This is a genomic window from Methylobacterium sp. P3_A11 (genome assembly GCF_056403155.1).
In genome coordinates, this window is the sequence record NZ_JBFUGA010000015.1 from 1 (window position 1) to 12,729 (window position 12,729).

The following is a 12,729-nucleotide window of genomic DNA, read 5'->3' on the forward strand; positions in this document are numbered from 1 at the left end:
GCCCGAGAGCTGCGCGCATCGGCGCATCGTAGCCGTAGAGGTCCGGAAGCGTGCGGTAGGTGCCGCCATCGTCCACGTAGGCGGTGAAGTAAGCGAGGTGGACCGGCAGCTTCTCCGGAAGACGGATCGTGCGCTCCCCCTTGCCGATCAGCTTCTTCAGCCGGTCCTCGGACCAATCCGGGAGCACCACGTCGGCGAGGCGGAACGGATCGTCGACGCGCACACAGCCGTGGCTGAAGTCCCGCTTCGATGCGGAGAACAGCGAGCGATTCGGCGTATCGTGCAGGTAGACGGCGTGCTGGTTCGGAAACATGAACTTGATGAAGCCCAGCGCATTCCGCTCACCCGGAGGCTGGCGCAGCGAGACGTGGCCGCCGCGGCGCACGACCTCGTAGCCGCCCCAGGTCTTGCCGCCGTAGCCGGCGAGCTTCGGCGCCATCGTCTTCAGGATCGAAGGCGGAACATACCAAGACGGGTTGACGACCGCGTATTCCATCAGCCCCGAGAACAGAGGCGTGCGCGATTCCGGCTTGCCCACAATGACCCGGGCCTCGTCCCGCAGGACACCGCCCCGGTAGGCGCGCAGGCGGTATTCCGGAACGTTGACCAGGATGTAATCCGATCCCAGTTCGCCCGGCAGCCAGCGCCAGCGCTCCATGTTGACGATCAGTTCGGACTCCCCGCCGGTCGGACGCGCCGCGCGTCCGGCATCGGCGAGGGCGAGCACGGTCTGGACATTCAGGACACCGTTGCCCGGCAGGCCGCGGCCGCGCTGGAACTTGGCGACCGCATCGGCGACGACGCTATCGTATTCCTCCGGCTCGCCCGGCCCCCGATCGAAGGTCCCGGACGGGCGGCTTTCGAGATCGAAATGCGCCCGCAGCAGCGCCACGCGCGCGTCGCGCATGCCGACGCGCAGGGCCGGACCAGCTGGCAGGCGCAGCGGCTTGACGGCCGTGGGCGCCGGGCCGCGCAGGGCCGCGAGCCGCGCCTTCAGAGCCCGATAGCCCGGCGTCGCGGGATTGTAGGCCTGGAGGACGTCGCCGGCCTTCGCCCCGGATTCACCGAGTTTGGCCAGCACCTCGTTCCCGGCGGGCAGGTCGAGATGCGGCGTGATCAACCGGGAGATCGACGCCAGATTGATCCGGCCGCCGCGCGCATCCCGAGCATAGAGCACGGCCGCCGCGGACAGACGGAGATCGGCATCGGCCACCGCCTTCTCGTCCGGCTTGTCGGCGAGGGTCGGGGTCGGGTAGGCGCGGCCGTCGAGACCGTCATCGGCCGCAGCTGCCAGCCGCGCCGAAACGGCCTTCGCGGTTTCGCTCCAGGTACCGCCAGCGATCCAGAGCGGCTTGTAGGCTCGGGCCTCGTAGAACGCCCGGATCGCATCGCGTTCCTTGCCGGTCAGGCGCAGCAGAAGCGGCGCGGAATCCGAGACGCGCGCGAAGATCGCGGCGCCGAGGGGATCTGTCGGAGCGACCGGGGCAGCTGCCGCAGGGGCCGTCGCGGGCTCCGCGGGTGACGTCTCCGGCTTGTAATCGGGAAGCGCCGTCGAGACCGAGTCCGGAGGGCCTGCCGGCGCGGCCGGCATCAGCGGCTGCGACGCGGGTGCATCAGCCGGCGGCTGGTCCAGGGAGACCGTCTCGGCGCGGGGAGCACCGGCCGAGGCCAGCGTGCCGGTGAGGAGTGCGGCCAGCGCGATAAGGCTGGAGCGCGGGACGCGCATCGTGATCTCCCGGGGGGCGGCGGCAGGACCGCACGCTCAGATTGTGATTATCCGCGCAAGCGTGGCGATCAGCAACCGCAGTCGTCGCGAATAGAATGCCGGTCATGCAGATGAATGTGTCATTTTCAATGCTGCATACGGATTGTTCTAGCTAATCTTCCGTCGGCAGCGAACAGAAATGCCGAATGATCGTCGACATCGCAGCGGCTTAAGTCGGCCGGTGCGTTAGCGCACTCGCCTGTCGATCAGGCGGCATCCTCAGTCTTTTCGTCGCCTTCCAGGCTCAGATCCTTGAGCTTGCGATAGAGCGTCGACCGTCCGATGCCGAGGCGGCGCGAGACCTCCGACATCCGTTGGCGATAGAACTGGAGCGCGTAGCGAATGATCTCCGCCTCCAGCACGTCCATCGGCTTCATCTCGCCCGTCTCCTCCGTGACGAGAGACATGGCGTGCGGATCGCGCACCTCGACGCGCACGATCTCGCGGACCGGCTCGGGCGCATAGGCCGGCATCTGAGGCTGAACCGGGGCCGGCGGAATCCGGACGTCGAATCCCTCGACCTGCGCGGCGATCTGCGGAAACTCAGCAACCGTCAGCTCGTCGCCGTCCGCGAGCACGACGGCCCGGAACAGGGCATTTTCCAGCTGGCGGACGTTGCCCGGCCATGGATAGCGCGTGAGCAGCGCCATCGCCTCCGGGGTGATGGCCCGCACCCGCTTGCCCTCCTCGGCAGAGAACCGCGCGCAGAACGAGCGCACCAGATCGGGAATGTCCTCGCGCCGCGCCCGCAGGGGTGGCAGAGTCATGGGGAACACGTTCAGGCGATAATAGAGATCCTCGCGAAACTTGCCTTGCTTGACGAGGTCGAGGAGCGACCGGTTGGTCGCCGAGACGAGGCGGATATCCACCCGGACGGAGCGCTTGCCGCCGACGGGATCGACCTCGCCTTCCTGAAGGGCGCGGAGCAGCTTGACCTGTGCGTCCAGCGGCAGCTCGCCGATCTCGTCGAGGAACAGCGTGCCGCCGGAGGCCTCGACGAACTTGCCGGCATGCTTCTCGGTGGCGCCCGTGAACGCCCCCTTCTCGTGGCCGAACAGGGTCGATTCCACGAGGTTCTCGGGGATCGCCCCGCAATTGACCGTCACGAACGGCTTTCCGCGCCGATCGCCGGAACCCTGGATCGCCCGGGCCAGCACCTCCTTGCCAACGCCGGACTCGCCCTCGATCAGGACCGGGATGTTCGACTTCGCGGCCCGCTCGGCCAGACGGATCACCCGCTCCATGTCGGGGCTCTTGGAGGTGAGATCCTTGAAGGTCAGCACTCCGGAAGCGCGGCGGCGCATACGGCGCACCTCTTCCTCCAGCGTATCGACCCGCAGGGCGTTCTTGATCGACACCTGCAGCCGCTCCGCACCGGCGGGCTTGACCACGAAGTCGACAGCGCCGGCGCGCATGGCGCTGACCACCGTGTCGATGGAACCGTTGGAGGTCTGGACGATGACCGGGGTGGCGAGGCCGCCTTTGCGCATCTCGGCCAGGACCCCAAGTCCGTCGAGGCCCGGCATGACGAGGTCGAGGAGCACGACGTCCGCGCCCTCGGTTTTCAGCAGGGTCAGCGCGTCCGCCCCTGTTTCGGCGACCCGCGGCTCGTAGCCGAAACGGCGCACCGCCGCCTCGGCGAGGCGCCGCTGGACCGGATCGTCATCCACGATGAGCACGGTGGCGGACATGACGGCTCCCTGAACGCCGCGCGAAGGCCGGACGCGCCACATGGGGTCATCCCCGCCCGCGGGCTCCGATTCGGCGACTGTTTCGTTTCGAGCCGGAGCGTGACCCACAGACGTAAAGTGCCGCTTAACGACGTTTGCGTCGGCTCGTCGTCCGTTGCCCGGCAAACGGGCGACGCGGCCGCGTTGAACGCGTGGCGGCACGCTCGATATCAGGCTAGGGGGCAGAGCCGCTGAAAGGATTGCACGACATGATGCCGAGCCACACCGCCTCGCCGGTGAACGTCCGTCTGCCGGAGGGCGTCAGCGCCGCGCGCGCCGCCGCGAAGGCCGCCGACCTCGGCCATCTTCCGGAATGGGATCTCTCGGACCTCTATTCCGGCCTCGATGACCCGAAATTCTCCGGCGACATGACACGCGCCGAGGAGGAGTGCCGCCGGTTCTCTGAGGCCTATGCCGGCCGCATCGCCGACCTCGCCGCGGGACCGGACGCCTCCGCGCGGCTGGCCGAGGCGGTGCGCACCTACGAGGGGATCGAGGATCTGCTGGGCAAGCTGATGTCCTTCGCGGGTCTCGTCTATTCCGGCGACACCACGGACGAGGCGCGGGCCAAGTTCTATGGCGACACCCGCGAGCGCCTGACCAGCGCCTCCGCGGATCTCCTGTTCTTCGCCCTAGAGCTGAATCGGGTCGACGATGCGACGATGAACGGCGTGATGGCGGACGGGCCGCTCGCCGGCTTCGCGCCCTGGATCGAGGACCTGCGCCGGGAGAAGCCGCATCAGCTCGACGATCGCACCGAGAAGCTGTTCCTCGAGAAGTCGGTGACGTCGAATGCCGCCTGGGACCGGCTGTTCAACGAGACGATCGCCTCCCTGCGATTTATAGTCCAGGGCGAGGAGATGCCCCTGGAGCCGACCCTCAACAAGCTCCAGGATCCGGACGGAGCCATCCGCAGGGAGGCCGCCGGGGCGATCAGCGGGGTGCTTCGTAGTCAGCTGCGCGTGTTCACGCTGATCACCAACACCCTGGCCAAGGACAAGGAGATCTCCGACCGCTGGCGCGGCTTCAAGGATGTGGCCGAAGCCCGTCACCTGTCGAACCGAGTCGAGCCGGAGGTGGTGGAGGCCCTGGTCGACGCCGTGAGGGCGGCCTATCCGCGCCTGTCTCACCGCTACTACGCGTTGAAAGCCAAGTGGTTCGGGCAGGCTTCGCTGCCTTACTGGGATCGCAATGCGCCGCTGCCGAAGGTCGAGCAGCGGACGATTCCCTGGACCGAGGCCCGCGACACGGTGCTGTCGGCCTACGACGCGTTCTCGCCGAAGATGGCGGGAATCGCGCGGCGCTTCTTTGATGAGCGCTGGATCGATGCGCCCACCCGCCCCGGCAAGGCCCCGGGCGCCTTCGCGCACCCGACCGTGCCGTCGGTACACCCCTACGTGCTGGTCAATTATCAGGGCAAGCCGCGGGACGTGATGACGCTCGCCCATGAGCTCGGCCACGGCGTCCACCAGGTTCTGGCTGGCCCGAACGGCGCGCTGATGGCGCCGACCCCCCTGACGCTCGCTGAGACGGCAAGCGTGTTCGGCGAGATGCTGACCTTCCGCAAGTTGCTCGCCGCCACCACCGACACGACCCAGCGCCGGGCCATGCTCGCCGCCAAGGTCGAGGACATGATCAACACGGTGGTACGCCAGATCGCCTTCTACTCGTTCGAGCGGAAGGTCCACCTCGCCCGCGCAAAGGGCGAGCTGACCACCGATCAGATCAATGCCCTGTGGCTGTCGGTGCAGGCGGAATCCCTCGGCCCGGCCATCACGCTCGATTCCGGTTACGAGCCGTTCTGGGCCTACATCCCGCACTTCATCCACTCGCCGTTCTACGTCTACGCGTATGCGTTCGGCGACTGCCTCGTGAACTCGCTCTACGGTGTCTATGCCCGGGCCGAGGGGGGCTTCGTGGAGCGGTATTTCGCGCTGCTCTCCGCCGGCGGCTCGAAGCCGTATGGCGAGCTGCTCGCCCCCTTCGGCCTCGACGCCAAGGACCCGGGCTTCTGGCAGATCGGGCTCGGGATGATCGAGGGGATGATCGCCGAGCTGGAGGGCATGGAAGGACAGGCCTGACCGGACGCGTGCGCTTCGCGGCCCTGCGCCCCGCGGCGCAGGGACCCACGCCCCTGGTTCGGACCGGAGCGCGGCTTATCTGCGTTTCGACAGCAGACAAGCAGATCGAGAGATGGCCGAGACCGATCGCGAAGCCAACCGCTTCTCCGCCCGTGCCGGGCGCTACGCCAGCGTGGGCGCCAATGTCGGCGGCGTCGCCGCCCGGATGGCCATGTCCCGCTTGTTCGGGAAGGAAGGCACCACCAACGCGGCCGCCCTCGCACAAGCGCTGGGCGGCCTGAAGGGTCCGATCATGAAGGTGGCCCAGTTGCTGGCCACCGTGCCGGACCTGCTGCCGCCCGAATACGCGGCCGAACTGCAGAAGCTCCAGGCGGACGCACCGCCGATGGGCGCGGCCTTCGTCCGGCGGCGGATGCAATCCGAGCTGGGCGCGGGCTGGCAGGCGCGGTTCGGAAGCTTCGACCTCAAGCCCGCCGCCGCCGCCTCCCTGGGGCAGGTTCATCGCGCCACCTCGAAGGGCGGTGATCGGCTTGCCTGCAAGCTCCAGTATCCGGACATGCAATCGGCGGTGGAAGCCGATCTGAAGCAGCTGGAGGTCGCCTTCGCGCTCCACAGGCGCATGAACAGCTGGCTCGACACCCGCGAGATCGCCAAGGAGATCGGCGCCCGTGTGCGCGAGGAGCTCGACTACGAGCGCGAGGCCAAGCACGCGGCCCTTTACGGCGCCGTGCTGAAGGACATCGCGGCGGTGCGGGTGCCGCGCGTTCACCCCGATCTGTCAACCAAGCGCCTGCTCACGCTGGGCTGGCTGGACGGTGACCGGATCCTCGGGTTCGCCGAGGAGCCGGTCGAGATCCGCAACCGCATCGCCCAAGCGATGTTCAAGGCGTGGTGGCATCCGTTCAGCCGCGCCGCGGTGATTCACGGCGATCCCCATCTCGGAAACTACACCGTCTTCTCGGAGGCGGGCGAAGCTGCCGGGATCAATCTCCTCGACTATGGCTGCGTGCGGATCTTCCATCCGCGTTTCGTCGGCGGCGTCGTCGACCTCTATCGCGGCCTTCTCGAGAACGACAATGCCCGCATCGTCCATGCCTACGAAGTCTGGGGGTTCAAGAATCTCGACAATGAGAAGATCGAGATCCTGAACATCTGGGCGCGTTTCATTTACGGGCCACTGCTCGAGGATCGCACCCGAACCGTGGCGGACGGTGTCAAGCCGGGCGAATACGGCCGCCGGCAGGCCTTCCAGGTGCATCAGGCGCTCAAAGAGCGCGGACCCGTGACCGTTCCGCAGGAATTCGTGTTCATGGATCGGGCGGCCGTGGGTCTCGGCGCCGTGTTTCTCCACCTGAAGTCCGAACTGAACTACCACCGGTTGTTCGAGGCTGAGATCGAGCACTTTTCCCTGGACAAACTCGCCGAGCGGCAGGGTCGCGCGCTCGCCGAGGCCGGACTGCCGCAGCCGGCGTGACCCGGCCCGGGCATCCACCGGGAGAGCGATCAACTTGCGTGCGTCCGATTGCGGCAGGTAAGAGCTTGAGCTACATCCCGACGGGACCGCAAGAAGTCGCGTCTTAGGGAAACGAGCGCACGATGGCCGAGAGTGACACGGTGGCCGGGCACACCTACAGCCCGGCGATGGATGCGAGGACTCACGAGCAGACCTACCGCGGCTTCGTCCGGTTCGTCGAAATCGCCACCGGCGTCGTGATCTGCTGGGTGTTGGCCCTGGCTATCGGCGGCATCCGCGAAGCGTGGCTGCTGGCGATCGTGGGCGTGATCGCCTCCGGAGCGGCCGGTGCCGTCGGCGCTCTGGCGCCTGCCGTTGGCTGGCGGGGGCCGCTGGTCGTCGGCATTCTCCTGGTCCTCTATCTCTTCTTCGCGTGAGCCGACGGGACGGACGCAGCTGACCGCCCAGAGGTGACGGCTCCGCTCGCAGGCACGCGAGCGGATAGGATATTCGTGGCCGTCAATTAAATTGGGCGCAAGTTACATTCCCACCGGTTCCTTCGCTGTATCGTAGATCCGCCCCTCGAAAAGCGTCGCCGTTTCGCGCATTCGGAGGGCCGAGCTTATCCAGGGGAAACCTCGCATGCGCATTGCTGTGCTGTCCGAGACGGACTCCGCGGAACCGCGCGTGGCCGCGGTTCCCGAGACCGTCAAGAAGTTCAAGTCGCTCGGCGCCGACGTCATCGTGCAATCCGGGGCGGGCCAGAAGGCCGGTTTCCTGGACGCTGAGTACGAAGCCGCCGGTGCCAGCGTTGCCGGAAGCGCGGCCGACGCGGCGCGCGATGCCGATCTAGTCCTCAAGGTGCGCCGGCCGAGCGCCGAGGAACTTCCGCATTTCAAGCGCGGCACCTCCGTGATCGCGATCATGGATCCCTACGGCAACGAGAGCGCGCTGAAGGCGATGGCCGATGCGGGGATCGACGGCTTCGCGATGGAGCTGATGCCGCGCATCACTCGCGCGCAAGTGATGGACGTCCTCTCGTCCCAGGCGAATCTCGCGGGCTATCGCGCCGTTGTCGACGGCGCCGCCGAATACGGCCGGGCCATGCCGATGATGATGACCGCTGCCGGCACGGTGCCGGCAGCGCGGGTGTTCGTCATGGGCGTCGGCGTCGCCGGCCTCCAGGCTATCGCCACGGCCCGTCGCCTCGGCGCCGTCGTCACTGCGACCGACGTCCGCCCCGCCACCAAGGAGCAGGTGGAGTCCCTCGGCGCGAAGTTCGTCGCGGTCGAAGACGACGAGTTCAAGCAGGCCGAGACCGCGGGCGGCTACGCCAAGGAGATGTCGGCGGGCTATCAGGCCAAGCAGGCGGAGCTGGTCAAGGGCCACATCGCCAAGCAGGATATCGTGATCACCACGGCGCTGATCCCGGGGCGCCCGGCGCCGAAGCTCGTCTCAGAGGAGATGGTGGCCTCGATGAAGCCGGGCTCGGTGCTGGTGGATCTGGCTGTCGAGCGCGGCGGCAACGTCGCCGGCGCGAAGGCCGGCGAGGTCGTGGTCAACGACCGTGGCGTGAAGATCGTCGGTCACGTCAACGTGCCGGGGCGCCTCGCCGCGACGGCATCGAGCCTCTACGCCCGCAACCTCTACGCCTTCGTCGAGACCTTGATCGACAAGGAGACGAAGGCGCTGGCCGTCAAGTGGGACGACGAACTGGTGAAGGCCACCAACCTCACCCGTGATGGATCGGTCGTGCACGCATCCTTCCAGCCCAAGAGCGAGGGTCCGGCCTCGGAAGCCGCGTCCGTCGGCCTTGCCAAGCCGGAGGCCGGCAAGGCCGCTCCGGCCGGCACGCAGTGAAGTCCGGTCGAGAGGAGTAGCAGAATGGCAACCGTCATCGTCCCTCCCGATCAGGCGGCCGATCAGGCCCGCGTGCTCGCCGATGCCGCCCGCGCGGCGGCCGCGGTGGCGCGCAACGCCGCCGATCAGGCCCAGGTCATCGCCGACGGCATGGGTCACGGATTGAGCGCAGCAACCGGCGGCGCCGTGGATCCGACGGTCTTCCGTCTGGCGATCTTCGTTCTGGCGATCTTCGTCGGCTATTACGTCGTCTGGTCGGTGACCCCGGCGCTCCATACGCCGCTGATGTCGGTCACCAACGCGATCTCGTCGGTGATCATCGTCGGCGCGATCCTCGCGGTCGGCGTCCCGCTGATCGAGAAGGGCACCGGCCTCGCCCGGTTTTTCGGCTTCATCGGCATCGTGCTTGCCAGCGTGAATATCTTCGGGGGCTTCCTCGTCACGCAGCGCATGCTCAGCATGTACAAGAAGAAGGGCTGAGCTCGTGTCAGAGAACGTCTCCTCCCTTCTCTATATCGTCTCCGGCGTCCTGTTCATCATGGCGCTGCGGGGGCTCTCGCACCCCACCACCTCCCGTCAGGGCAACCTGTACGGCATGGTCGGCATGGGGCTCGCGATCCTGACCACCCTGGTCGGGCATCCGCCGGCCGGGTTCGGCGCCTGGATCCTGGTGCTGCTCGGCCTCGGTATCGGCGGCGGCGCCGGCGCGGTGATCGCCAAGCGCGTGTCGATGACCGCGATGCCGCAGCTCGTGGCGGCCTTCCACTCGCTGGTCGGCCTCGCGGCGGTGTTCGTGGCAGCGGGCGCCCTCTACGCGCCGCAGGCCTTCGGCATCATCGAGAACGGCCACTATCACAAGCAGTCGCTGTTCGAGATGGGCCTGGGCGTCGCCATCGGCGCCATTACCTTCACGGGTTCGGTGATTGCCTTTGCGAAGCTCGACGGTCGGATGTCCGGCAAGCCGATCATGCTGCCGCAGCGCCACCTGATCAACGCGCTGCTGGCCGCCGGCCTTGTCCTGCTGCTCGCGCTGTTCATCGGCACCGAGTCGAAGGCCGTGTTCTGGCTGATCGTCATCGCCTCGCTGGTGCTCGGCGGCCTGATCATCATCCCGATCGGTGGCGCCGACATGCCGGTGGTCGTGTCGATGCTCAACTCCTATTCGGGCTGGGCGGCGGCCGGCATCGGCTTCACCCTGGGCAATCTCGCGCTCATCATCACCGGCTCGCTGGTGGGCTCGTCGGGCGCGATCCTGTCCTACATCATGTGCCACGCGATGAACCGGTCGTTCATCTCGGTGATCCTCGGCGGCTTCGGCGGCGACACGGCCGCGGCCGGCTCCGGGCAGGTCGAGACGCGTCCGGTGAAGCAGGGTTCGGCCGACGACGCGGCTTACATCATGAAGAATGCCGAGCGGGTGATCATCGTSCCCGGCTACGGCATGGCGGTYGCSCAGGCSCAGCACTCACTGCGCGAGATGGCGGACATGCTGAAGAAGGAAGGCGTCGACGTGAAGTACGCCATCCATCCGGTAGCGGGCCGCATGCCTGGGCACATGAACGTGCTCCTCGCGGAGGCGAACGTGCCCTACGACGAGGTGTTCGAGTTGGAGGACATCAACGGCGAGTTCCCGCAGGCGGATGTCGCCTTCGTGATCGGCGCCAACGACGTCACCAACCCGGCCGCCAAGACCGACAAGGCCTCGCCGATCTACGGCATGCCGATCCTCGACGTGGAGAAGGCCAAGACCGTGTTGTTCATCAAGCGCGGCATGGGCTCCGGCTACGCGGGTGTCGAGAACGAGGTATTCTTCCGCGATAACACCATGATGTTGTTCGGCGATGCCAAGAAGGTCGTCGACAGCATTCTCAAATCGCTCTGAACCGCAGGCTCGAGTCGCGCGTACGAGGGCGGGCAGCGATGCCCGCCCTTTCTCGTTGTGGCGCCCGCGCGCGCTCCCCGGCACTGTTACGGACGCGCGCAAGATTCCGCCGCTGACCCGGTGTAAGATGTCCTCCGTGTCGTCCGCCCCGCTCCCGATCGATCCGCCGCCCTTCCTCGGCGTCGCCGCCTCCGTGACCGGCCGACGCTGGCAGGAGCGCTGCGGCGGCGCGAGCGTCCAGAACCACATCGCCAAGATGGTCCAGGCCCACGGTCTGCCGGAACTGCTCGCCCGCGTGCTCGCGGGGCGCGGGATCGTTCCGGAGGCCGCGCCCCGCCACTTGGCGCCGCGGCTGCGGGATCTGATGCCGGATCCGAACACGCTCCTCGACATGGAGGCGGCTGTCCGCCGGCTGGTCCGAGCGGTGCGCCGGGGCGAGACCGTGGCGGTGTTCGGCGACTACGACGTCGACGGAGCCGCGAGCGCGGCGCTTCTCGCCGGGTACCTCCGCGGGCTGGGCCTGAGGGCGCCGATCCACATCCCCGACCGCATCACTGAAGGTTACGGGCCGAACAGCGCGGCCATCACCGCGCTGGCGGCGGAAGGCGCGACGCTGCTGGTCTGCGTCGATTGCGGCACGAGCGGCCACGGCCCCCTCGAAGACGCCGAGAAGTCCGGGCTCGACGTGATCGTCCTCGATCACCATGCCGCTTCCGAGGTGCTGCCGCCGGCCCGCGCCGTGGTCAATCCCAATCGCCTCGACGACCTCTCGGGGCTGGGCCACCTCTGTGCCGCCGGGATCGTGTTCCTGACCCTGGTGGCGTTGAGCCGGACCCTTCGCCTCGAAGGCTTCTTCGGACCCGAACGTCCCGAACCTCAGCTCACCGACGCCCTTGACCTCGTGGCGCTCGCGACCATCGCCGACGTCGTGCCGCTGACCGGCCTCAACCGGGCCTTCGTGACACAGGGCCTGACGGTCATGCGCCATCGTGGACGTATGGGTCTGTCGGCCCTGCTGGATGCCGCATCGCTGGGTGAACCTCCGGAGGCGTGGCACCTTGGCTTCGTGCTCGGACCGCGGATCAATGCCGGTGGTCGCATCGGCGATTCGGCCCTCGGCGCCCGGTTGCTCACCACGTCGGATCCGGTCGAGGCGGCCCGGATCGCCGCCGATCTCGATCGGCTCAATCGGGAACGTCAGGCGATCGAGGCGCAGGCGGTCGTGGAAGCCGAGGCCGAGATGGACCGTATCCTGACCATCGATCCGGGTCGCCCGGTGCTGGTGACCGCCAATGAAGAGTGGCATCCGGGCGTCGTCGGGCTGATCGCCTCACGCCTCAAGGAGCGCTTCCACCGGCCGGCCTTCGCCTTCGCCATCCGGCCTGACGGCAGCGCCACCGGCTCGGGGCGCTCGATCCCGGGGGCCGATCTGGGGCTCGCGGTGCGGGCCTGCGTCGAGGCCGGGCTCGCCACCAAGGGCGGCGGCCACGCCATGGCGGCGGGCGTGACCCTGCGGGCCGACGACATCCCGCGCTTCGAGGACCGATTGGCGACACTGCTTGCGGCGAGCGTCGCCGTGTCCCGGGCGGCCGATGCCTTGCTGATCGATGGAAGCCTCAGTGCAGGCGGTGCCACGGCGGAGACGGTGCGCCTACTGCAGCGGGCAGGCCCGTATGGGCAGGGGGCGCCCGAGCCGCTCTTTGCCCTGGGCCGCCATCGGCTGGTCGATGCCGGCATCGTCGGATCGGGGCATGTCAGGGCGCGCCTGCGCAGCCGCGATGGGCAGGCCGTGGGCGCGATCTGCTTCCGGGCCGCCGAGCGCCCGCTCGGGCTGGCTTTGCTGAACGGGATCGGGCGAGAGATGCACGTGGCGGGAACACTGTCCTGCGACCGCTGGCGCGGCGCGGAGCGGGCACAGCTGCGGATCGTCGATCTGGCGCCCGCGGACCCCTGATGGA

At 68.0% G+C, this 12,729-nt stretch carries 9 protein-coding genes; 7 read left to right on the forward strand and 2 right to left on the reverse strand.

Annotated elements, in window-relative coordinates; all coding sequences use genetic code 11:
* A partial coding sequence (locus AC1DXK_RS07035) for a L,D-transpeptidase family protein (protein ID WP_477297284.1) occupies positions 1-1,726 on the reverse strand: 1,726 nt, incomplete at its 3' end.
* 245 nt (positions 1,727-1,971) lie between these two features.
* Positions 1,972-3,456: a sigma-54-dependent transcriptional regulator gene (locus AC1DXK_RS07040; protein WP_477297286.1), complete on the reverse strand. Its 1,485-nt coding sequence runs from the start codon at positions 3,454-3,456 to the stop codon at positions 1,972-1,974.
* A 248-nt stretch (positions 3,457-3,704) separates the two neighbouring features.
* Between AC1DXK_RS07040 and AC1DXK_RS07045 the strand changes: the two genes are divergently transcribed.
* The 7 genes from AC1DXK_RS07045 to recJ all read left to right on the forward strand — a co-directional run bounded on the left by AC1DXK_RS07045 (position 3,705) and on the right by recJ (position 12,725).
* Complete coding sequence (locus AC1DXK_RS07045; protein WP_457103762.1) at positions 3,705-5,576, forward strand: M3 family oligoendopeptidase; 1,872 nt, start codon at positions 3,705-3,707, stop codon at positions 5,574-5,576.
* Between the two features lie 112 nt (positions 5,577-5,688).
* On the forward strand, positions 5,689-7,050 hold the full coding sequence (locus AC1DXK_RS07050) for an ABC1 kinase family protein (RefSeq protein ID WP_457103763.1): 1,362 nt from the start codon (positions 5,689-5,691) through the stop codon (positions 7,048-7,050).
* A 122-nt stretch (positions 7,051-7,172) separates the two neighbouring features.
* Positions 7,173-7,466 carry an aa3-type cytochrome c oxidase subunit IV gene (locus AC1DXK_RS07055; RefSeq protein WP_457103764.1) on the forward strand — a complete coding sequence of 98 codons (294 nt, stop codon included), beginning with the start codon at positions 7,173-7,175 and terminating at the stop codon, positions 7,464-7,466.
* A 205-nt stretch (positions 7,467-7,671) separates the two neighbouring features.
* Positions 7,672-8,889, forward strand: a complete 1,218-nt coding sequence (locus AC1DXK_RS07060) for a Re/Si-specific NAD(P)(+) transhydrogenase subunit alpha (RefSeq protein ID WP_457103765.1) — start codon at positions 7,672-7,674, stop codon at positions 8,887-8,889.
* 24 nt (positions 8,890-8,913) lie between these two features.
* Positions 8,914-9,369: a proton-translocating transhydrogenase family protein gene (locus AC1DXK_RS07065; protein ID WP_457103766.1), complete on the forward strand. Its 456-nt coding sequence runs from the start codon at positions 8,914-8,916 to the stop codon at positions 9,367-9,369.
* 4 nt (positions 9,370-9,373) lie between these two features.
* Positions 9,374-10,771, forward strand: coding sequence for an NAD(P)(+) transhydrogenase (Re/Si-specific) subunit beta (locus AC1DXK_RS07070; RefSeq protein WP_457103767.1), 1,398 nt, complete (start codon positions 9,374-9,376; stop codon positions 10,769-10,771).
* Between the two features lie 127 nt (positions 10,772-10,898).
* Positions 10,899-12,725 carry a single-stranded-DNA-specific exonuclease RecJ gene (recJ, locus tag AC1DXK_RS07075; protein ID WP_457103768.1) on the forward strand — a complete coding sequence of 609 codons (1,827 nt, stop codon included), beginning with the start codon at positions 10,899-10,901 and terminating at the stop codon, positions 12,723-12,725.
* Positions 12,726-12,729 lie beyond the last annotated feature (4 nt).